A 22,075-nucleotide genomic window follows, 5' to 3' on the forward strand; every position below is an offset into this window, starting at 1 on the left:
CGGCAACGCTGAGTATCGCTTTTCTCTGCGGCGTCCTCCGGAAGGGCTTTTGAAGCACGATCTTTCCTCCATTTTCGTCTTAACTTAGCTCCGGCTAGGTCTGTGACGAAAATAAAGAAAACCTCACGCTTCAAAAGCCCTCTGAGATCTATACAGGGTTTTTAGAGGTACCCGAAAAGGATTAAAGCAATGAGCAACTGGTCGACGTTACTACAGTCGGATGACTATCTCGGTGTCAAGAAGAGTCTCAAAGAGGGCGCCGACGTCAACGAAAAAAGCGAACACGGAGAGTCGGTGATCGCCCAGGCGCTGCGCCTGCGCTGCAGCGACGAACTGCTGGAGCTGCTGGTCGGGGCCGGTGCGGATCTCTTTGATGCCGACGACGAAGGGGTCAGCGTCTTTGATGTCGCGATCACCTATAACAACCCGGGCATGGTGCGCAAGATCATCGAGAAAGGGATTGATGTCAACGAGACCCGCCGGGCCAGCGGCTTTACCCCGCTGATGGCCGCGGTCTGCTATAACCGCAAAGAGATCGTTGAACTGCTTATGACAAACGGGGCGGATACCTCCCTCAAAGACAAACTGGGGCTGACCGGTGCCGATTATGCCCGCAAAACCCACCGCAAACAGATGCTGGGTCTCCTGGGGGAAGAGGAGGGGGCATAATGGAACAGGCCAAGACCGTCTTCCTGCTGTCGTTCCTTGCAGTGCTGTTCGTGATGCTCGGCGGCTATTTCGGCGGCGTGAGCGGTGCGCTTATCGGGCTGCTGTTCGCCGGCGGGATGAACTTTTACGCCTATTTCTATTCAGACAAGATGCTGCTGCGGCACTACCACGCCGAACCGGTGACCCCGGAGCAGAATCCGCGGCTCTACCGCATCATCAGCTCCCTGGCGCACAAAGCGGGCCTTCCGGTGCCGGCGATGTATGTCATCCGCGAGCAGACCCCGAACGCCTTCGCGACGGGACGCGACCCCGAACACGCGGCCGTCGCCATTACCGAGGGACTGCTGCAGATGCTCGACGATGAAGAGGTCGAAGCCGTCATGGCCCACGAACTCTCCCACGTCAAACACCGTGATATGCTCATTGCCACGGTGGCCGCTTCCATCGCCGGCGCCATTGCGATGATCGCCAATATGATGCAGTTCGGGGCGATGTTCGGCAACAACCGCGACCGCAACCCCATCGTCATGATCGTATTGGCGCTGCTGCTGCCCCTGGCGGCCAGCGTTATCCAGATGACCATCAGCCGTTCCCGGGAGTTTATGGCCGATGCCGGCTCCGCGCGGATCACAGGCCATCCCGAGTGGCTGCAGCGTGCTCTGCGCAAACTGGAGACCTATAACACCCGAGGCAGCGTACAGGGCGCAACCCCGGAGAACGCCCACCTCTTTATCGTCTCTCCCTTCGGCGGCAAAAAACTCTCTTTCGGCGAGCTGTTCCGCACCCACCCGACGACGGAGCAGCGCATCGCGCGACTGGAGCTCCTCAAAGAGGCAGGGAGCGGGCCAAAACATTTCGAGCGCCACTACCGCTAGAAAAGCTTCTCCTGACGCTCGTTCTCCAGCGGCTTGCGTTTCTCTTTGGTCAACCACTCTTCCAGGAGGTGTTCGACCACTTTGCTCAGGCTCATCTTATAGCGCTGCCGCGCGTATTTCATGCTCTCGTTCCAGACCTCCTTGTCCACAATCAACGAACGGGTTATCTCATTTTTCGGCTTCATGATATCATCCAATATTAATTATATACAAAATTATATAGTAATTTTTCCAATGCGTCAAACAGGCCTCGGCGGTTAAAGCCTTTTTAAAAGAGGGGAGAATAGAATGATTACCAAGGAGTGTTTATGAACCTGTCCAACGTTATCTCCGGCTTCTTCATTATTCTCGCGCTGACGACGAACTTCGGTTTCTTTTACGGGGAACCGACGGTCATTGCCGAGCACAGCCGGTATGAGCTTTTTGCGGCGATCATCTTCAACCTGATCGCCACCGTCTACAAACTGGGTGACAAGACGCAGATCGGGGCGGTATTGCTGGCGACGAGCCTGGTGGCCGATATCCAGCTGATCAGCTCCGCATCCGTCTGGGCTTTCGGCGAATACGTGGTCGGTATGAACACGGAGGTGGTCGTCGCGATCATCTCCCTTTCGGGCGGGGCCATGATCGCCAATATCGTTTCTGTCATCCTTTTTACGGCGGAAACCATCAAATCGAAGCGCTGAGGCCGTGGACAATACCGCGCTCTTCCTGATCATCCGGCGCCTCCGGGTGCCGATGTTCGTGCTGATCACGACCTTCGCCATCTCCATCCTCGGCATGGTACTGATCCCGGGCGTGGATGAGCAGGGCCGCCCTTACCATCTGAGCTTCTTTGACGCCTTCTATTTCGTGACCTACACGGCGTCGACGATCGGCTTCGGGGAGACGCCGTACACCTTCACCTATCCGCAGCGTCTTTGGGTCTCCTTCTCCATCTACCTCTCCGTCATCGGGTGGTTCTACGCCATCGGCGCCATTGTCGCATTGATGCAGGACAAGGTACTCGCTTCTCAGATCGACCTTTCGAAGTTCAAAGGGAAGATCCACGCGATCCGCGAACCTTTTATCATCTTCGTCGGTTACAACCTCCTGGCCAAAAGCATTATCCGCAAACTGAGCGACGAAGGGATCCAGTCCGTCGTCATCGAGAACGACGCGATGAAAATAGATGAGATGGTCCTGGCGAACTATACGCTGGAGATTCCGGCGCTGCACGGCGACATCAACGATCCCGACGTGCTGCGCATGGCGGGCATCAACAAGCCCCAGTGCCAGGCGGTCGTCTCCCTCTCCAGCGACGACGCGATGAATTTGCATACGGCAATGGCGGCCAAACTGCTCAACCCGAACGTCAAAGTGATAGTCGAGGCGACCTACGAGGAGTACGCGGACAACCTCAACACCATCGGGATCGAGATCGTCGAAAACCCCTTCAAGATCGTGGCGAAGCGGCTCTACATGGGACTGCGCGCTCCCTCGCTGCTGATGCTGGAGCAGTGGATCTACGGGGAACCGCTGCAGCTGCACCCCCGCGATATGATCCCGACGGAGGGCAAATACATCGTCTGCGGCTACGGCCGGATGGGCAAAGCGCTGCGCATCGCGCTCAAACGTGCCGGCATCGAATACGTCTTTATCGAGACCAACCCCAAAAAAGTGCGGCAGATGCGCAAAGACGACGTCCACATCATGGTGGGTGAGGGGCAGGACAAGAAGCTGCTGCTCGAAGCGGGGGTCAAAGATGCCTCCTGCATCATCGCCGGTATGAACGACGACTTTATCAACCTGAGCATCGTGATGGCGGCAAAGAAGCTCAATCCGAACATCTTTACGGTCGCCCGCCAGAACAACATTCACGATGACAGTGTTTTCAAGGCCGCGGACATCGACCGGGTGACCATCGTCAAGAACCTGCTGATCAACCAGACCTACATCGCCATCGCGCGGCCGCTCAGCGAACGCTTCCTGCAGCTTATCAAGAACAAGGGGGCCGAGTGGGGCGACGGGCTCATCATCACCCTTAAACAGATCATCGGGGATAATCCCGATAAGCTGGAGACGGCGGTGGACGAGGAGCACGCCTACGCGCTCTGCCGCCACCTGGAAAAGGGGCGAACGGCGGAACTGGAGATCCTGCTGCGGAGCCGAAAGGATCACCGTTACTGCAACCAGGCCGTTGCCCTCTACCTGCGGCGCGGTGATGAGGATTTCCTGCTGCCGGATCCTGATATGCCTTTGCAGATCGGTGACCAGCTGCTCTTCGCCGGGGACAGGGAGTCCTTCGAGGACATCGCTTACAGCATGGAGAACCTCTATGAATTGCAATACGTCCTCGAAGGAAAAAGCTGCGCAACCTCTGTGAGCTGCCGTCTCCATACGGGACGCTGATCAGACGATATCGAGCACGCTGATTTCGCTCGGGGCGAGGACCCGCAGCGGCGGCCCCCAGTATCCCGTGCCGCGGCTGACATAGATCTGTTTCGTTGTATCGACACGGTACAGTCCCGCCAGGTAGGGCTGATCGACCATCACCAGCAGGCCGAAGGGGAAGATCTGCCCGCCGTGGGTATGGCCGCTGAGCATCAGGTCATACGCTTTATGCTGCATGATCCGCGTGCTTTTGGGCTGATGGGCCAGGACGATCGTTTTGAGGGAAGGGTCGCTTCCGGCGAAAGCGGCTTCAACGTCGTAGGGCATCACCCCCATCCGCTTGGAGATCAGGTCGTTGATGCCGACGAGGTTGAAGCGGTCGGCAATACGCACGTTGCGGTTATCGAGCACCGTGATGTCCAGCGCGCTGCGCAGGTGGGCGACAATCTCCTCCACACCGTGAAAATACTCGTGATTGCCGGTTATGAAAAAGGTCCCGAAACGTGACTGCAGTGATTTGAGAGGTTGCAGCATTTCGGCGACGTGCTCGATCCTTCGGTCGACGAGATCGCCCGTGATGACGACGATATCGGGGCGCAGTGCATTGATCCTGTCCACACAAGACGCGATGAAATCCCTGCGGATGGCGAGGCCGACATGCACGTCGCTGAGCTGGACAATACGGAACGGAGCGGCATCTGTTTCACCAAGCGCGATGCGTTCAAAACGCAACATCGGGCGGCGAAGACCGCCGATCAGGCCTCCGAAGAGGTAGCTGACCGCGGCGATGATCATGGTCAGGTCGAAACCGATCTTGATAAAGCGGCGGCGTTCGGGCTGGAAAGGGATGCGCTCCGCAGCCGTATGCATCAGGTCGTAGACGAGGGCAACGAAAAAGAGGATAAAAGTGATGCCGACACTGCTGCTGAGCAGGTAATAGAGCAGGGGTGAATCGGGCAGGAGGTGGGTCAGGGTCTGAAAAACGAAAAGGACCTCGACGATAAAGAGGGAGAGGGCGACGGACTTCCACGCTCCGGCCCGGCCGAAGTGCAGCCTCCGGAAGAAACGGCGGTAGACGTAGAGGTTCAATCCTCCCATGACGGCCGTGAAGACAAAGCCGAAAAGCAAAAAGCGTATCATGCGATCTGGAAGGCGATCTCTGCGTCATGCAGGAAATCGGTAAAGAGCGCGAACGCATCGTCAACGGCGGGGCTTTCACTGCCGGCGACGGAGATCTCGACCCGGGGGATTCCGTCGCGCAGCATCGGCAGCGACGAGAATTCGACCGCTTCTGGCATCTGCTTCATGACGTCGATGAGCGTGTTCTCGCTTGTCTCGGCGATCAGCGTTTTTCGGAAGACGGGTTTTTGCTGCGCATAGTGCCCCCTGACGGCCGCTTCGATCATGGGATGCGCCATCTCCGGGAAGCCCGGAACGAAAAAGTAGCGGTTTTCAAGAGCGAACCCGGACATATTGTTGACGGGGTTTTTGAGCAGGGTCGCGCCGACGGGGAGGTCCGCCATATGGATGCGGTGGGGACGGGCCTCGTCGCCGAAACGCTCGATGATATCCTGTTCGAACTGGAAATGGCGCCGGAGCGGCTTCTCCGTAAAGACCCTGGCCGCGATGGGACGGGTCAGATCGTCGGGGGTCGAGCCGATCCCGCCGAAACTGAAGAGGACCGCGTCCGGGTCGGCGAGGACCATACGGTAGGTCGCTTCGATCAGAGCGGCATCGTCCTTGATGACGAGGGAGGCATAAAGCGTGTGGCCGTAAGGGGCCAGAACCGTTTTGAGAAAAGCGAAATGTTTGTCTGTCCGGCGGCCGTTAAGGATCTCGGTGCCGATGATGACGGCATAAAAGTGTGGCGTATTCATAGAGGTATTATAGCGTCTAAGGAGGGAAGGGCGGCGCTGCCGCCCGGTGCTTATTTCAGCGCGGAGAGAATGGTGCTCTGGACCGTGTCGATCGGCTGGGTACCGTCGATGCGGATGTATGTGACGGCGCTGTTGTTTTCGGCTTCCGCCGTGTAGTAGCCGATGAGCGGTGCGGTCTGCTCATGGTAGACGCGCAGGCGGTCAAGGACGACCTCTTCTTTGTCGTCGTCGCGCTGCACGAGGTCTTCACCGGTGATGTCGTCTTTGCCTTCGACTTTCGGCGGATTGTAGACAACGTGGTAGGTACGGCCTGAGGCCAGGTGGGCGCGGCGGCCGGACATGCGGCTGACGATCTCGGAGTCGGGCACATCGATCTCGATGACGGCATCGATGGCGACCCCTGCCTCTTTCAGCGCGTCCGCCTGGGCGATGGTGCGCGGGAAACCGTCAAGCAGGAAACCGTTTTTGCAGTCATCTTCGGTGATGCGCTCTTTGACGAGGCCGATGATGATCTCGTCGGTAACGAGCTTGCCCGCGTCCATGAAAGATTTCGCCAGCTTGCCCAGTTCCGTTCCCGCCTTGATGGCGGCGCGGAGCATGTCGCCCGTAGAGATCTGCGGAATATCGAATGCTTTGGTCAGAAACTGAGCCTGGGTGCCTTTGCCTGCGCCGGGAGCGCCGAGTAGAATAATTTTCATGCTTTTCCTTATTGAATTAAACTTTCGATGTGGGCCTGCATCTCGTCCGCGACCTGGGCAAGTTCGCGCTCGCCGTCGATCTTGTGCAGCAGCCCTTTTTCGGTATAGAAACGCTGGATATCGGCCAACGGTTCGACATAGACCGTCATACGGCGTACAAAGACCGCTTCGTTGTCGTCCGCCCCGCGTGCGCGTCCGAGGACGCGGTCACGGGCGACCGCTTCGCTGACGACGACCTCGATGACGTTTGCCAGTACCACCTCGGGTTCGCCTGCGAGGTAGTTATCGAGCGCTTCCATCTGCTCGATAGAGCGGGGATAGCCGTCGATGATCACGGCCGAAGTCGGCGCCTGCTTAATCGCCCCGACGATCGTTTCGATCGCAATATCGATGGGGACGATCTCACCGCGGTCGATGATGGATTTGATCAGCTGACCGCGTTCGCTGCCGGTGGCGACCTCCGCACGGAACATGTCCCCGGCGGAGTAGTGGGTAATATCGGCATGGCGGGAGGCGATCACTTCGCAATCGGTCGTTTTGCCCGAACCGGGCGCGCCGATGATCAGAAAGAGTGTTTTACGACTCATGACTGGCTTTTGGACTCTCTGGTGCGGATATGCAGCTCGCGCAGCTGGGTGTTGTCGACGCTGCTCGGTGCCTGGGTGAGCAGACAGGAAGCCTTCTGCGTTTTCGGGAAGGCGATGACGTCACGGATGCTGTCTTTCTTGGCGAGCAGCATGATCAGGCGGTCGAAACCGATAGCGAAGCCGCCGTGCGGCGGTGCACCGAATTTAAGCGCGTCGAGGAGGAAGCCGAATTTCTCCTGGGCCTCCTCTTCTTCGATGCCGAGGAGTTTGAAGATCTCCTCCTGAACATCCTGCTTGTGGATACGGATGGAGCCGCCGCCGAGCTCGACGCCGTTGAGGACGATGTCGTAGGCGATGGATTCGATGTCTTCGACATGCTCTTTATTGAGGTCTTTAGGCATCGTGAAGGGGTGGTGCAGGGCTTTGACGCGCCCTTCGTCGATCTCGAACATCGGGAAGTCGACGACCCAGAGGAATTCGAAACGGTCTTGGTCGACAAGGTTCATTTTCTCGTGCTCGGCGATGAAGATACGGAAGCGCCCCATATAGTCCCAGACGGTGTGCTTGTCCCCGGCGCCGAAGAAGACGACGTCGCCGACTTCAAGCTCGGTACGGTCGATGATCGCCTGGATATCTTCCTCTTTGAAGAATTTCGTCAGCGGTCCTTTGAGACCGTCCTCTTTCATCTGGAAGTAGCCAAGCCCCTTCGCACCGAATTTGCGGACATAATCCTCGAAGCTTTTCATTTCACGTTTGGAGAAGACAAGGTCTGCACCCGGGACGCGCAGCGCCTTGATACGGTTCATTTTCGGGTTTTGCGCGATGGCGGTGAAGATCTCGTTGTCGCAGCGCTCGAAGATGTCGATGACGTCGACCATCTCCAGGCCGTAACGCATGTCCGGCTTGTCGGAGCCGTATTTTTCCATCGCTTCACTGTGCGGCATGCGCGGGAAAGGCGCCTGGACGTCGTGGCCGGCGGCTTTGAACATCCCGACGATCAGCTTTTCGGCGACGGCAATGACCTCTTCCTGGTCGCAGAAGCTCATCTCGACATCGATCTGGGTAAATTCGGGCTGGCGGTCGGCACGGAGGTCTTCGTCGCGGAAACACTTGGCGATCTGGAAGTAACGGTCGAAACCGCCCACCATCAGCAGCTGCTTGAAGAGCTGCGGGGACTGGGGCAGGGCGTAGAACTCGCCTTCGTGGACACGGCTCGGGACGAGGTAGTCGCGGGCACCTTCCGGTGTGGATTTGGTCAGGATGGGTGTTTCCACTTCGAGGAAGCCGAGCTCGTCGAGGACGTTGCGCGCCGCGATCGCCGCTTTGGAGCGCAGTCTGAAGGTGTCGAAGGAGGCGGTGGAGCGCAGGTCGAGGTAGCGGTATTTGAGCTTTGTCTCTTCACCGACGCTTTCATCGCCGATGACAAAAGGCATCGGGGCGGAGCGGTTCTCGATGACGAGCTCGTCGACGACGACTTCGATAGCACCCGTTTTGAGGCGCGGGTTGGTCAGCCCCTCGCCGCGCAGACGGATGGTCCCTTTGGCGATCAGGACGAATTCGTCACGGACGTCGTTAGCGATTTTGTGCGCCTCGGCGTTGTCCGCCGGGTCGCAGACAAGCTGGATCAGGCCGGTCTTGTCGCGCAGGTCGATAAAGATGATGCCGCCGTGGTCACGGTAACTGTTCGCCCATCCGGCGAGTTCGACGCGCTCGCCGACGTTGTTTTCGTTTAAATCGGTACAGTAATGGCTTCTCAAAACGTAGGGTCCTTGTGCCGGAAGGTCTAATGCCTACGGCAAAAATTTTCGCGATTATATCGCAAGGGGGATTCAGCATTGCTAAAGCAGGGGGCGAAGATGGGTTTCCTGGGATTTTCTGGTAGTATTACAGTAAAAAGCAGATATTGACAAGATGAAAATCACTTTAGGCTCCCTCTATCAGTCATTGCATGCCCAGCGTAGAGACTTTGAACGTGCCAACGCCGCAGGGATGCTTGCGACACTGCTGTTTTTGCCTATCCCGATTTTGATACCGTTGCTCATTGACGAGATCCTTCTGCAGCACCAGGGGCGACTGACTGAAACGCTCGCAACTGTCGGTATTACGCAAACATGGTGCGTGATTGCCGTCACCCTGGCAGCAGTACTGTTTTTGCGTGTGAGCGTCTTTTCTCTGAACAACCTCAAGACATATTATGCGATGAAGATCACGCAAAAAAGTGCCTTTTTGATCCGGCACGGTTTATTGCATCACCTTGAGCGTATCAGCCTGTCGGAATATGAAGCGGTCAAATCGGGTACGATCGTGATGAAGACGATACGCGATGTGGAACAGATCAGTGCATTCCTGGGGCAGTTGGCGAGCACGGCATTGACATCGTTGCTGATGTTCATCGGGATCCTGGGGGTGATGTTTACGATCAGCTGGCCGTTGACACTGTTGCTGATCGTACTCAACCCCCTCTTCTACGGCATCTCTAAAATCCTGGGCCGTAGGGCAGGGGCATTAGTGCTCCGCCAGCATGAGGCATACGAAGAGTATCACGATATGTTCAGCGAAATTCTGGAGCTTTTTGTGCAGGTGCGTGCCAGCAACCAGGAGCGAAATTTCTTTGGCCTCCTGAAGGAGAAAGCGGAAAAGATTCAGGACGCGTCGATGGATTACGGATACCGTTCATCGGTCGCATCCAACGCTTCAACCCTATTGACAAACACGGTTATTGATCTTTTCAAAGCCCTCGGTATCGCAGCCGTTATCTATTCGGATCTCACTGTCGGGATGATGCTCGCTTTCCTGTTTTATCTCGCGCCCATTGCATCCCCGGTGCAGCAGCTCATGTCCCTCGTTATATCGTTCCAGTCACTCAAACCCTCGATGGAACGGGTGAACCATCTGCTGGAAATGCACAGAGAGCCGTATCACCCGCATACCAAGAACCCTTTTGAGGGCGTATCGACCGTCACGGTCTCCCTGGAAGAGGTCACATTCGGTTTTGACGAAAAAGACCCCGTTCTAAATGGTATTTCTCTGCATGCTGAGCGGGGGCAGAAGATTGCCCTGATCGGGCCGAGCGGGTCGGGAAAGAGCACCATCGCAAAGCTGCTTGTCGGGTTTTACCAGGCCGATACGGGGACAATAGCATATAACAATGTCTCAATTGAGGAAATCGGCTTACCGGTTGTGCGTGAACATGTTGCACTCATGCTGCAAGATTCGCTCTTTTTCAATGACACGATTCGGATGAACCTGACGCTTGGCCGTGCATTGGATGAGGCGGAAATTTTAGATGCATTGCGCGCTGCCCAGCTTGAAAACTTTATGGATTCTCTCGACAGTGATCTTGATACATTGATCGGAAAAAACGGCATCAGACTCTCCGGCGGGCAGCGCCAGCGCCTCGCGATCGCACGGCTTATCCTGAGTGACCCACAGGTCGTTATTTTTGACGAAGCGACGTCCGCGCTGGATAACGAAACCGAAGAGAGGCTCTATGACACGCTCCGCGACTTCCTGTCAACGCGGACGACCATCATCATTGCCCACCGCCCGACTACGATCCGCCAGGCAGATCATATTTACTATATAGAGGATGGTCGCGTCAAAGGGGAGGGTACCTTTATGGAACTTATCGAGCAGGGGATGGTCGGCCGGCGGCGCGAGGACCGAAAACCGAGAACGGAGAAAAAAGAGTGACAGATGCGAATGCGGTTGTTACATCACTGCGCCGTAAACTCGGAAACTTTTTGGCGCTTGGTTTAAAAGAGAAAGCACTCTTTATTGAAGCCTACATTCTGTTGGGTGCGATGCATTTGGCACTGAAAAATCTCCCCTTTAAACGTCTTGTACGCAGGTTGCGGCAGTACCGCGGCAGTATTGAAGCAGCGCCTCTGTCTCCTGCGCAGCGGGAGTGCGCCGTCATGGTTTCAAAAGCGGTAACGACCGCAGCGAACCATACCCTGTGGGAAAGTGCCTGCCTGGTCCAGGCACTGGCCGCGCAGCGCATGCTGCAGCGTCGCGGGGTCCCCGGTGTTTTTTATCTCGGTGTTGTTCATGACGTAGCGGTGCAAGAGGGAATGCGGGCGCATGCATGGCTGCTGTGCGGAGATTTTGTCGTTACGGGGCATGGATACACTGACTTTACGACCTTGTCAACATTCACATGGGGGGCACAGTGATCGTTTACGGCACGCAGATCGACAGTGATATTGTTTTTCCATTGACACTGCCCGAATCCGGTGAAGTGAAATACACTGTACGACTTGCCTCGGATCTCCCGGAGGGGCTAAGGCAATCCATCACCTGCGGTTTCCCGATCTACTATGCACACGGCAGGAACGTTTACCTCTACAGTGACAGACTCTTTGACGGGTCGGACTATGGACAGCCGTGGTGTTACGAAGTCAAAGACGTCGTCACGTTTTACTGGGTCGGCGGGGAACGTACGCTCTACTATGAGCTGCAGGCCTGCGGCAGCGCGGCGCTGCTGGCATTCTGGTTTATCCACCTGGTACTGCCGCTTTACTTTACACTTGAAGAGATGTATGATTTTTTTCATGCTGGTGCCGTGGAGATCGACGGCAAACCAATACTCTTTATTGCGCCATCCATGGGTGGAAAATCGACATTGACGGACTACTTCATCCGGCAGGGGCATACACTTATTTCGGACGACAAGGTAGCGACATTTATCGAAAGCGGCCATTTCATTGCCGTCGGAGCACACCCCTACCACCGCCCCTACAGGAAATTCGAGGAACTCGGCTACCATGTGACGGATTTTATGACGGATTTCAGTCCAATCAGCGCTTTCTACGTCCTTGAAAAAGCCGATGCCGGGGCAGCTGTCATGATTGAAGAGATCAAGGGTTTCCACAAATTCGAGGCGCTGCTGCCCAATTACCTCTTTCTCTTTTCTTTCCTGAAAGCCAAGCGTCTGAAGTACCTCTCCACTCTTCTAAACCAGGTCAGGGTCTATACCATCACGGTACCGCATGACCTGGACCGGCTCAGTGAAGTGCACAACGCTATCTGTACGCATCGCAGGAGAGAGCAGTGAGCGGTATTTTCGGTGTTTTCGACCGCAAGGGCATTCCGGTGGATGCATCCACTACGGCTTCAATGCTTGAAGCTTGTTCGTACTGGATGCCGGACGATCGTGACGTGAAACAGAGGGGTGCCGTTGTATTGGGGCATACAATGCTTTATAATACGCCTGAATCCCGCCATGAACATCTGCCGCTGGCGCGTGATACACTACTGCTCACGATGGACGCGAGGATCGATAATCGTGCAGAGCTGCTCACACAGTTGACGCTTCCGGACCGCCCGGCAGAAGAGATCGGCGACAGCGAGTTTATTCTGGCTGCCTACCAAAAATGGGGAAGCAGGTGTCCGCAATACCTGCTGGGCGATTTCGCTTTCGTCATCTGGGACGGCGAAAAAGAGCAGCTGTTTTGCGCGCGGGACCCTATCGGGGTCAAGCCTTTTTATTACTATCTGACTGACGACCTCTTTGTTTTTTGCAATGACATGAAAGGGCTTCTGGCCTACGAGGGGGTGCCGAAAGCGTTCTGTGACGAGGCCGCCGCGATCTATCTGGAGAAAGGGGAACTTTGGCACCCGACGCTGACATTTTTTGAAGCGGTCAAAAAACTCCCCCCGGCAACAACGCTGACCGTGACGGCTGCATCGGTGGCGTTCCATACCTACTGGGAGCTAGATGCGATACCGCAAAACAAGCCCGGTACGTTTGAAGCATACAGGGAAAAACTCTTAGCACTGCTTGAGGATGCCGTACGGGTGCGCCTACGGACACAGTATCCGGTCGCTTCGCATTTAAGCGGTGGTCTGGATTCTTCAACGATCAGTGTCCTGGCGGCGCGGCAGCTTGCACCGCGCGGTGAAAAGCTCAAGGCTTACAGCTGGATCGAACCGCCGCGTGAGGCGGATGACGCATCGCATTATGAGTGGGCGAACAGCCGGCAGATCGCCCGCATGGAAAAGATGGATCTTGAGCATATTGATCTTGACGGGAAAATGTTATCGGAAATACTCATGCACCACAATATTGGATTGAACGACACGGTCGATCTGTGGTATGAGTTTGTCCTGCGCAGGTCGGCTCAGCAGCAACAGATCCGTACCGTTTTGTCGGGGTGGGGCGGGGATGAGTTCATCTCCTACCACGGCAGGGCAATTTATGCAGATCTTTTCCGCCGCGGGAAGGTTTACAAAGCCGTCAAAGGGATCTGGCGTGAATGTACACGGGCGAAGAGGCGTCTTCGCTGTTTCTTGGGACGCTGTTACCGTGAACTTTTTTTGCCGCTACTGCCCCGCCGGATCCTCTGCCATATGCCGAAGGTGGATTGCCGTTTTGACGGGTACGTTCAGTTTGCCCGGAAAGATTTTGCCCGATACGTACGCAAACGTTCGATGCCGTCCGTCTTCGTGTTTCATAAAAGCATTCGCGCCGACCAGCGCTTCTTTCACCGGCAGGGACACATCCTTGCCCGCCTGGAGTCGTGGGCCGCATCGGCCTTCGAAAACCGGCTGGAATACAGCTTCCCGCTGCTTGACAGACGAATCGTGGAGTTTGCGCTGTCGCTGCCTGCTGAGCTTTACTACCGGGAAGATCAGACGCGGTTCCTTTTTCGGCAAGCCGTGGCAGGGCTTCTGCCGAAGGAGATCTGTTTCGGCAGCTTCAAGTATGAGCCTAATCGGATCAAACGTATTCTCGAATCGGAAAAAGAGTCCTTCACATATCTATTCAAAGTGTTTTCCGCCAATGAAGGATGTGACCGGAACAGTCCGTACATAGACAGCGCCAAACTCCTCGAAGGGATGGAAAATTTCATAAACCGTGATTCTACGTTCAATAATGAAGATATAAAAATATTAAACGAAATAGAAAAGACAATATTGCTCTTTCTCCTTGCTAATCACTGATAGATTTGCTACTCTGACAACAATATATAATCAGAAAGAGAAGAGAAGATGCTCAGTGGGGAAAAAGATATCCGTCAAAAAAAAGTATGGCATCATCCTGTGATGAAAATACTCGATGTCCAGTCGACGAAAAGCGGTTTGGTACTGTCTCAGAACGAGAACAAGGTTCACTACGTCTTCGGTGGAGCCGGCGGAGGATCCTAAGTGCCTGGCAGCTGCACTATAAGGAACACCCCCCTCTAGCCTGATGGGAGGTTGTTTACTGTATAGCGAGGTCTGGCCGCACAAGCCCGGCTCCCTGTTCATCCGCAGGCAGGCCAAGATCTTCGGCACTGCTTTTTAATCTTGTTTTGACTTCATCCGGCGCAAGGGCAGGAAACACAGAAAGTACAAGGGCTGCAGATGCACTCACGTGAGGTGTTGCCATGCTTGTACCATTCATGGAAGTGTAGCCTGCATTCAGGTAGGTGGAATAAATACCGACACCGGGTGCCGCAAGATCGACTTCCGGGCCGTAACTGGAGCTTGCCGCCAGGTTCCCGTTGATGTCGACGGAAGAGACCGCGATGGTTTCGGGATATCTGGCCGGGTAGAGCATGGCACCGCCCGAGCTCCCGTTGTTCCCGGCAGCCGCCACCTGTACAATGCCGGCGGCATGCATGGCTGCAACGGCGTCTGTCAGGGATTGCACGGTGCTCGTCGCACCGAAGCTCATATTGACGACCTGCATATGGTTGTCGATACACCACTGCATCCCGTCAAGAATATCTGATAAGTTACCTGTATTATCGCTGCCGAGTACCTTTACCACATAGAGGTTGATCTGCGGTGCAGCACCGATCACACCGATGGTATTGTTGGCGGCTGCAATAATACCGCTGACATGGGTACCGTGCCCGTTATCATCTACAGCACTTTTATGCGGGTTAATTGCACTGAAATTCCCTTTGATGTTATCTATCAGATCAGGATGATCCAGATCTGCCCCCGTATCGAGTACGGCAACGTTGATCATTGTCCCGTTGGTTTCTGACCAGGCAAGGTCCGCTTCAATCCGATCAACGCCCCAGGTCAGCTCCTGTGCTGGCTGGGGAAGAGGGGCAACGGGTTTCGCTGTACCATGCAGTACGATATCATCGTCAATTCTCAGGATATTCTGATTATCAAGGTCACTCAATACATTGAACGCTGCATCAGGAAGCGATACCGCAAAACCATTGACAATCCGCAGCGGTTTGACCGGAATAACCCCCAAGTTCTTAAGCAGTGCAGCCTGTTGGGCAGGGTTTGCGAACCCCGGTGCAAAGACAACAATTTTTTGTTTCACATTGGCTGCAAAAACATTACCGGCAAAGAGCGTGGCAACAAACAGCATAAAAAGATGCCGTATCGGACGAAAACGCTTCAACATAGACAACCTCCTTCATATAGAAACTCCCATCGTAACAAATTCCATCTTTATTGACGCTGTTTTTTTGCAATTAAAAATAACCTAATTAAATATTGTTATCTGTGTTTTATGGCACTGATTATTTATAATATGTCAAAAATTAATCACATTTCATACAAATAAAAATATAAATAAGAGCTATTGTATAATTCAGTAAAGGATAAGCGGTGGATTACTCAAAAAGAATTGCGGTAGCGGATACGGTCTTTTCACAAATGGTAGATGACGAGATCGTCCTTCTCGATATGGAGAGCGAGAACTATTTCGGACTAGACAGTGTCGCAACCGATATTTGGAAGCTTCTGCAGGATGGAAAGACCTTCCAGGAAACAGTGGATTCACTTCATAATATGTACGAAGTTGATCTTAATGTATTGAAAAAAGACCTTGAAACATTTGTAGACACTTTAATTAACAAAAAGCTCGCCAAAATTGCATGAAAATGCTATAATCGCCGGAAACAAGCGCGTCCGGCGGCTCCCACATCTCATTTGCCCCAATAATCAGCGTATATGCTCAGACTAAAGGAGCCCCGTGCCTTTACCTTTGAAATCAATACTGCTGTGTTTCCTGACAGTGATCACTCTTCATGCTTTCGAAACAGACATCGAGATCGGGGCAGGGGTCTGGAATGCAAAAGCATCGGGTGACCTGACCTATGACGAAAACGGGGGCAGTGTCACCGCCGTCGGCGACCTGGGCTACAAGAACGAAAACAATTTTTATTTCTATGCAGATCTCAAGCCGCTGAATGTATCCCCCTTCGTACCGAACCTCAAACTCGAGTACACATCGATTGCCTATGAAGGGCGTACAAAGGGGTCTGTGACCTGGGGCCCTTTTCTCTACCAGGCCGATGCGCCGAACAAAGTAACCGCGTTGGAGTATGATGCGACCTTCTACTATACGTTTGCCGACCTCCTTTCATGGGCGTCGATCGACGCCGGCATCAATGTAAAATACGTCAAGACGCGCTATACCATCGATGACAGCTCGTTTCATTATGATGAAAGTGATATTACGACGCTCCCGCAGCTTTATCTGCATGGCCGTGTACCCGTCATGGAGCTGCCCGCCTCGGTCGATCTCTCCTATTATTACTACGATGAAGGCAGTTTTACCCTCTACGATTTCCGCTTGTCTGGACGGTATGATTTCGACACGGTGGCAGTCTATTTCAAACCTTCGGTGGAACTGGGGTACCGCATCCACCGGCTCTGGCTCCAAAAACCGAGCTACAACACGAAGATCGATCTCCATATAAGCGGTATCTACCTGGACGCCTCACTGCACTTTTAACATTCTGACTCAAAATCCGGGCGGGAATGTGCGGCGTGGTATAATCTGTTCCATGAATGAAACAGCGCAGATTTCACTGAACAAAGTCGGCATTATCTTACGCCCTTCGACGCCGGAGCTCAAAGAGGTTTTCTACCGGGTAAAGCAGATCTTCGAATCCCACGGCATCGAAGTGCTTATCGACAACCTCAGCGGCGGCATGATCGGCGTGCTCGGGCAGCAGTTCGACATTCTCTGCCGGGAGAGTGACCTGCTGGCCACCATCGGCGGGGACGGCACCCTCATCTCCGCGGTCCGGCGTTCGCACAGTTTCGGCAAACCGGTGATGGGGATCCATGCCGGGAAACTGGGCTTCCTGGCCGACGTGGCGCTTGATGAGCTCGATGAGATCCTCTCCCAGATCAAAGCGGGGGAGTACCGTATTGACGAACGGGCGATGCTGCAGGCCGTTATTACCACCGCGGTGGGGGAGAAACGTGTCGTCGCTTTCAATGACATTGTGATCACGCGCCCCTCCATCTCCAAGATGATCCACGTGGAGACCTTCGTCGACGGCAAGAACTTCAATACTTATTTCGGCGACGGCGTTATTATCTCCACCCCGACCGGTTCGACCGCCTACAACCTCTCCGCCGGCGGTCCCGTGCTCTTCCCGCTGACGAAAGTCTTTGCACTGACACCAATCTGCCCCCATTCGCTGACGCAGCGGCCGGTTGTGCTGCCGGGGCAGTATGACATCGAAGTGAAAACGCCGGACCAAAGCGCCCTTGCCGTCGTCGACGGGCAGGATATGTATGAGTTCGGCGAGGGGGACAGCATCCGCATCTCCCTGGCCGATATGCCGGCGAAACTCCTGCACCGCAAAGCCTTCAACTACTTCGACGTGCTCAAGGAAAAACTGAACTGGGGGGAAGGATGATCGAACATTTCCACCTGCGCGACTGTTTGACGTTTGAAGAGGTCTCCATTGACCTCAAGCCGGGACTGATCGTCTTCTCCGGTCCCAGCGGCAGCGGTAAGTCCGTCTTTATGCGCGCCATTCTCGCCTCATTCGGCCTGGATGACCCCATCGCGTCGCTAAGTGAATCGGTCGTCACCTGGCAGATCGACGAAAGTACCAGCGGCCTGCTCAACGAAAACCCCAACGTCCTGCGCGAGGTCAAAAAAGAGAAAGCACGTTACTTCTTTAACAACCAGGCCATCTCCCGCGCGACGGTCGCGGAGCTCAGCCGCTCCCATTTACGCCACCTGAGCCTGAAGGATTACAGTGATTTCGATTCAGATGCGCTGCTGGGGCTGATCGATGCAACGGTCTCAGCCACCGATGACAAGCACCTGCACCACGTAGAGCTTTACCATCAGGGTTACCTGCGGTTAAAGCAGCTCGAACAGGAGCTCTCACGCCTCAAGGCCGATGAACGCAAACTGCGCGAGCAGGAGGAGTTCGCCCGCTTCGAAGTCAACAAGATCAACGAGATCGCTCCGGAAGTAGGCGAATACGACACCCTGCTCGAGATCAAAAAATCCCTCTCGAAAAAAGAGAAGCTCGAAGAGAAGATCGGCCATGCACAACAGATCTTTGACTATGAGCATGTTGTCAATGAGGTGCTCGAGTCTTTGGACATCGACGGCGCCTTCTTTGATGACGCGATGAACGAGCTGCGCACACAGTTCGATTCGGCCCAGGAGCGTTTCGATGACCTGGAAGGCACCGATATCGAACAGGTACTCAACCGCCTGGAGGCGCTCTCCGAGCTGAAACGGCGCTACGGCAGCATCGAGGAAGCGCTTACCTACCGGGACAGCAAACAAAAAGAGCTCGAGGTCTACGAATCCCTCGAAGAGCATGTCGAGGCGCTGCAGCAGGAGCTCAACACCCTCTATACCTCCCTGACGCAGAGTGCCGCGCAGATCTCCCTTGCCCGCAGCGGGTCTCTTTTCGCCCTGAACGAATCCATTAACGGCTATCTGCGCCAACTCTACCTTGACGGTGCGGAAATGACGCTGACCCACGGGGATTTCGGCCCGGAGGGGCAGGACCGCGCCTCGTTGCAGCTCAAAGGGGCGTCGCTGCAGCAGATCAGTGCCGGCGAGTTCAACCGCCTGCGCCTCGCACTCCTGGCGGTCAAGTCCGAAGGGATGCAGGGGCAGCAGGGCGTTTTGATGCTTGATGAAATCGATGCCAACCTCAGCGGCGAGGAGTCGATGAGCGTTGCCCGGGTGCTGCGTACCCTCAGCCGCCATTTCCAGATCCTTGTCATCTCCCACCAGCCGCAGCTCACCGCCATGGGCGAACAGCATTTCATTGTCACCAAGACCGAACACAGCCATGTCCGTGAACTGGCCACGCACGAAGAACGGATGGAGGAGATCGCCCGTATCGTCAGCGGCGAATCGGTCTCCGAAAAAGCGCGGCACCTGGCAACAGAACTGCTGGAAACGGCCCGTAACGGTGCCCCGAAAGGTGTGTCGTGATCATCGATACGCATATCCACCTTGACGATGAACGTTACGAAGACGATCTCGAGGCGGTCCTCGAGCGCGCCGAACATGAGGGTGTCGAGGCGCTGATCATTCCCGGTGCCGATGCACGGACGCTGCCGCGTGCCATCGCAATTGCCGAAGCGCACGAGAATGTCTACTTCGCCGTCGGTATCCACCCCTACGATCTGGAGGGCTTCGACGCCGGCTGTTTCGATGAATTCCTGAATCACCCCAAGTGCGTCGCCGTCGGGGAGTGCGGTCTTGACTACTTCCGCCTCGAGGGCAGCGAAGAGGAGCAGGCCGAAGAGAAGCGCAAGCAGGCCGAGGTGTTTCGGGCCCAGATCCGCATCGCCCTGGCGTATGGCAAACCGCTGATTGTGCATATTCGTAACGCCAGTCATGACGCGCGTGTTATCCTCGAAGAGGAGGGGGCTTCGAAGGTCGGGGGTGTACTGCACTGCTATAACGCCGACGAAGAGCTGCTGCTGCTCGCCGGCCAGAACTTCTATTTCGGCATCGGCGGCGTATTGACCTTCAAAAATGCGCGCAAGCTTGTCCAGGTACTGCCAAGCATCCCGAAAGAGCGCCTTCTGATCGAAACGGATGGTCCCTATCTGACGCCCCATCCGCACCGCGGCACCCGTAACGAACCGGCCTACACGAAGCTGGTCGCCGAGAAGATGGGTGAACTGCTCGACATGCCCGTCGAGACGGTCGAAGCCGTCACCACCCGGAACGCCTCGAGGCTTTTCGGCATTTCCTAACTGCTGGGCACTATGCTATAATAAGCCCAAAAAGAGGGGTTTGATTGGTGATTGGACGTATTCTTCTACCCATTTTTTTGCTGCCCGCGCTGCTGTTCGGTGCCCTGACCTTTGACACGGACTCGAACCGTGAAGCCCAGGTCGTACGGGCCTTCGACCTCCCTCCCACCTTTCTCAACGATCCCAAGCTTCAAAAGATCATCAGCAAAAAACGCAAAGAGTACCAGCGCCACGGTTTCTTCAAAAGCCTGAACCAGGCCTACCTCTTCATTCCGATGATCAAGGACACCCTGTCGCACTCGGATGTTCCGGACGAGTTCCTCTTCCTGGCGATGGCGGAGTCGGGCTTTTCCATCGATGCCTACTCCCGTAAAAAAGCCTCCGGAGTGTGGCAGTTCATGCCCGAGACCGGCCGCACCTTCGGGCTGCAGATCAACGACTATGTCGATGAACGCAGAGACCTCCTCAAATCGACCAAAGCCGCCATTACCTACCTCGAAACCCTGCACGCGCGGTTCAACAAATGGTACCTGGCCGCCATCGCCTACAACTGCGGGGAGGGGCGCCTTTTCCGCGCGATCAAAAAGGCCGGCACCGACGACATTTCCGTGCTGCTGGATGAGAAGAAACGCTACCTTCCCCGGGAGAGCCGCAACTATATCCGTAAGATCGTCGCACTGACGCTGCTGGCGTCGGACGAGGACTTTATGATCAACCAGGAGTACGCCTACCTGCTCAACCGCGCCAACGCGTACTCCATCGCCCAGGTCGAAGTCTCCCGCGGCGAACGGATCAGCCGGGTCGCCAAACTGATCAATATGCCCGCCTATAAACTGGCGTCACTCAACCGCCATCTCAAATACGACTTCGTACCGCCCCATGACAAAAAATACACCATCTATATCCCCTACGTCAAACTGAACGAATTCCGCCAGAACTACAAACCGGCCCCTCTGGAGACCTTTTACATGCTCCACAGCGTTGCATCGGGCGAGAACCTTTCACGCATCGGCAAGAAATACCGTGTCCCCTACAAGATGATCAAGGAGTTCAACCGTCTGCGTACCAATATGCTGCGGATCGGCCAGAAACTCGTCATCCCCCTCTCCAGGCCGCTGGACCTCAAGAACGGCAAATATACCGTCAAACGCGGGGACTCCCTCGAAATGATCGCCCGCAATTTCGAAACGACCGTCTCCAGCCTGAAAAAACTCAACAACATCAAAGGGAGCCTGATCCGCGTGGGCGACCGGCTGAGCATCTATGATTAAACTGCTTCCGTTTCTGGCTCTCCTGCTGCTGATGGCCGGGTGCAGCACCCGGGGTGTATCGTCCCGGACTGCCTACGAGGCACCGCCTGCCGTTGCTACACGGACAACGCCTGCGTCGTCGACGTACAAACATCCCACCATGCGCCCCTACACAGTCAATGGCCGCCGCTACTTTCCCACGGTCGTCCAGAAAGGGGATACCTTTGACGGACGTGCGAGCTGGTACGGTCCCGATTTCCACGGCAAACTGACCTCGAACGGCGAACGCTATGACATGTATGGCGCCACCGCTGCACACAAAACCCTGCCGATGAATACCATCGTCCGCGTCACCAACAAGCGCAACGGCCGCCAGACCGTCGTCCGGATCAATGACAGGGGCCCCTTCGTCGCCTCGCGCATCATCGACCTCTCCAAGAAGGCCGCGACCGACCTGCAGATGGTGGGAGTTGGGACGACCGACGTCCATCTCGAGGTCCTAGGCTTTGCCGGCAAAGGCGAGCGCATCATCCCTTCGGCCGCGGCCCTGCGCGCCGGACCGGCGGAACAGATCGTCAGTGCCTTCTATATCCAGATCGGCGCCTTCCGCCGTTTCGAAGGGGCATCGATTACCCAGCAAAAATTCAACGGTTTCGAAGGGTATAAAACGATCATCAAGGATACTGAGTATAATAACGAAAGACTTTTCCGCGTCTGGCTCGGAAAGTTCAAGAGCGAGGCCGAGGCGCACGATTTCATTGCATCGTCACCCTTTGAGCACGCCTTTATCGTAAGGAAATAACC

22 protein-coding genes are annotated in these 22,075 nt (G+C 55.3%); 15 read left to right on the forward strand and 7 right to left on the reverse strand.

The annotated features are described in order from the left end of the window. Positions 1-189 precede the first annotated feature (189 nt). Positions 190-669, forward strand: a complete 480-nt coding sequence (locus ACXWTF_RS06555; RefSeq protein ID WP_461714205.1) for an ankyrin repeat domain-containing protein — start codon at positions 190-192, stop codon at positions 667-669. Then, on the forward strand, positions 669-1,544 hold the full coding sequence (gene htpX, locus ACXWTF_RS06560) for a zinc metalloprotease HtpX (RefSeq protein ID WP_461714206.1): 876 nt from the start codon (positions 669-671) through the stop codon (positions 1,542-1,544). The genes ACXWTF_RS06555 and htpX overlap by 1 nt, the downstream gene beginning before the upstream one ends. Here htpX and ACXWTF_RS06565 read toward each other — a convergent pair. Beyond that, on the reverse strand, positions 1,541-1,741 hold the full coding sequence (locus ACXWTF_RS06565) for a hypothetical protein (protein ID WP_461714207.1): 201 nt from the start codon (positions 1,739-1,741) through the stop codon (positions 1,541-1,543). The genes htpX and ACXWTF_RS06565 overlap by 4 nt on opposite strands. Positions 1,742-1,852: 111 nt before the next feature. Here ACXWTF_RS06565 and ACXWTF_RS06570 point away from each other — a divergent pair, with 111 nt between their 5' ends. Together ACXWTF_RS06570 and ACXWTF_RS06575 are read left to right on the forward strand one after the other, a co-directional pair. Next, positions 1,853-2,230: a DUF6394 family protein gene (locus tag ACXWTF_RS06570; RefSeq protein ID WP_345986747.1), complete on the forward strand. Its 378-nt coding sequence runs from the start codon at positions 1,853-1,855 to the stop codon at positions 2,228-2,230. A 4-nt stretch (positions 2,231-2,234) separates the two neighbouring features. After that, positions 2,235-3,935: a potassium channel family protein gene (locus ACXWTF_RS06575; RefSeq protein WP_461714208.1), complete on the forward strand. Its 1,701-nt coding sequence runs from the start codon at positions 2,235-2,237 to the stop codon at positions 3,933-3,935. On the opposite strand, the gene ACXWTF_RS06580 is transcribed toward ACXWTF_RS06575, so the two are convergent. From ACXWTF_RS06580 to aspS, 5 genes are read right to left on the reverse strand one after another with little or no spacing between them, the layout of a single operon-like run. After that, positions 3,936-5,057 (reverse strand): metallophosphoesterase, encoded by a 1,122-nt coding sequence (locus ACXWTF_RS06580; protein WP_461714209.1) that lies wholly within the window; start codon positions 5,055-5,057, stop codon positions 3,936-3,938. Then, on the reverse strand, positions 5,054-5,794 hold the full coding sequence (locus tag ACXWTF_RS06585; RefSeq protein ID WP_461714210.1) for a competence/damage-inducible protein A: 741 nt from the start codon (positions 5,792-5,794) through the stop codon (positions 5,054-5,056). The genes ACXWTF_RS06580 and ACXWTF_RS06585 overlap by 4 nt, the downstream gene beginning before the upstream one ends. Before the next feature lie 50 nt (positions 5,795-5,844). Then, the gene (gene adk / locus ACXWTF_RS06590; RefSeq protein WP_461714211.1) at positions 5,845-6,492 is read right to left on the reverse strand and encodes an adenylate kinase; all 648 of its coding nucleotides are present in this window, start codon (positions 6,490-6,492) and stop codon (positions 5,845-5,847) included. A gap of 8 nt (positions 6,493-6,500) precedes the next feature. Continuing rightward, complete coding sequence (locus ACXWTF_RS06595; RefSeq protein ID WP_461714212.1) at positions 6,501-7,079, reverse strand: adenylate kinase; 579 nt, start codon at positions 7,077-7,079, stop codon at positions 6,501-6,503. Then, the gene (gene aspS, locus ACXWTF_RS06600; RefSeq protein WP_461714213.1) at positions 7,076-8,836 is read right to left on the reverse strand and encodes an aspartate--tRNA ligase; all 1,761 of its coding nucleotides are present in this window, start codon (positions 8,834-8,836) and stop codon (positions 7,076-7,078) included. Before aspS ends, ACXWTF_RS06595 begins: the two co-directional genes overlap by 4 nt. Before the next feature lie 154 nt (positions 8,837-8,990). Here aspS and ACXWTF_RS06605 point away from each other — a divergent pair, with 154 nt between their 5' ends. The 4 genes from ACXWTF_RS06605 to ACXWTF_RS06620 are packed head-to-tail and all read left to right on the forward strand — an operon-like array spanning position 8,991 to position 14,024. After that, positions 8,991-10,772, forward strand: coding sequence for an ABC transporter ATP-binding protein (locus ACXWTF_RS06605; protein ID WP_461714214.1), 1,782 nt, complete (start codon positions 8,991-8,993; stop codon positions 10,770-10,772). After that, positions 10,769-11,254, forward strand: a complete 486-nt coding sequence (locus ACXWTF_RS06610) for a lasso peptide biosynthesis B2 protein (protein WP_461714215.1) — start codon at positions 10,769-10,771, stop codon at positions 11,252-11,254. The genes ACXWTF_RS06605 and ACXWTF_RS06610 overlap by 4 nt, the downstream gene beginning before the upstream one ends. After that, on the forward strand, positions 11,251-12,135 hold the full coding sequence (locus ACXWTF_RS06615; protein ID WP_461714216.1) for a hypothetical protein: 885 nt from the start codon (positions 11,251-11,253) through the stop codon (positions 12,133-12,135). The genes ACXWTF_RS06610 and ACXWTF_RS06615 overlap by 4 nt, the downstream gene beginning before the upstream one ends. Beyond that, entirely contained in the window at positions 12,132-14,024 is a 1,893-nt protein-coding gene (locus tag ACXWTF_RS06620) for an asparagine synthase-related protein (protein WP_461714217.1), read from the forward strand. The genes ACXWTF_RS06615 and ACXWTF_RS06620 overlap by 4 nt, the downstream gene beginning before the upstream one ends. A gap of 259 nt (positions 14,025-14,283) precedes the next feature. Here the strand turns inward: ACXWTF_RS06620 and ACXWTF_RS06625 are convergent, their stop codons facing one another. Further along, positions 14,284-15,435, reverse strand: a complete 1,152-nt coding sequence (locus ACXWTF_RS06625) for a S8 family peptidase (RefSeq protein WP_461714218.1) — start codon at positions 15,433-15,435, stop codon at positions 14,284-14,286. 206 nt (positions 15,436-15,641) lie between these two features. Between ACXWTF_RS06625 and ACXWTF_RS06630 the strand changes: the two genes are divergently transcribed. From ACXWTF_RS06630 to ACXWTF_RS06660, 7 genes are all read left to right on the forward strand, one after another. Beyond that, positions 15,642-15,914: a PqqD family protein gene (locus tag ACXWTF_RS06630; RefSeq protein ID WP_461714219.1), complete on the forward strand. Its 273-nt coding sequence runs from the start codon at positions 15,642-15,644 to the stop codon at positions 15,912-15,914. A gap of 94 nt (positions 15,915-16,008) precedes the next feature. After that, a complete protein-coding gene (locus tag ACXWTF_RS06635; RefSeq protein WP_461714220.1) occupies positions 16,009-16,773 on the forward strand; it encodes a TIGR04219 family outer membrane beta-barrel protein in 765 nt (254 codons plus the stop codon). A gap of 52 nt (positions 16,774-16,825) precedes the next feature. After that, entirely contained in the window at positions 16,826-17,692 is an 867-nt protein-coding gene (locus ACXWTF_RS06640) for an NAD(+)/NADH kinase (RefSeq protein WP_461714221.1), read from the forward strand. Then, on the forward strand, positions 17,689-19,248 hold the full coding sequence (locus tag ACXWTF_RS06645) for an AAA family ATPase (protein ID WP_461714222.1): 1,560 nt from the start codon (positions 17,689-17,691) through the stop codon (positions 19,246-19,248). The genes ACXWTF_RS06640 and ACXWTF_RS06645 overlap by 4 nt, the downstream gene beginning before the upstream one ends. Next, positions 19,245-20,021, forward strand: coding sequence for a TatD family hydrolase (locus tag ACXWTF_RS06650; protein ID WP_461714223.1), 777 nt, complete (start codon positions 19,245-19,247; stop codon positions 20,019-20,021). Before ACXWTF_RS06645 ends, ACXWTF_RS06650 begins: the two co-directional genes overlap by 4 nt. Before the next feature lie 47 nt (positions 20,022-20,068). Beyond that, on the forward strand, positions 20,069-21,292 hold the full coding sequence (locus tag ACXWTF_RS06655) for a lytic transglycosylase domain-containing protein (protein WP_461714224.1): 1,224 nt from the start codon (positions 20,069-20,071) through the stop codon (positions 21,290-21,292). Then, positions 21,285-22,073: a septal ring lytic transglycosylase RlpA family protein gene (locus ACXWTF_RS06660; protein WP_461714225.1), complete on the forward strand. Its 789-nt coding sequence runs from the start codon at positions 21,285-21,287 to the stop codon at positions 22,071-22,073. The genes ACXWTF_RS06655 and ACXWTF_RS06660 overlap by 8 nt, the downstream gene beginning before the upstream one ends. Positions 22,074-22,075 lie beyond the last annotated feature (2 nt).

The organism is Thiomicrolovo sp. ZZH C-3, from assembly GCF_054862725.1.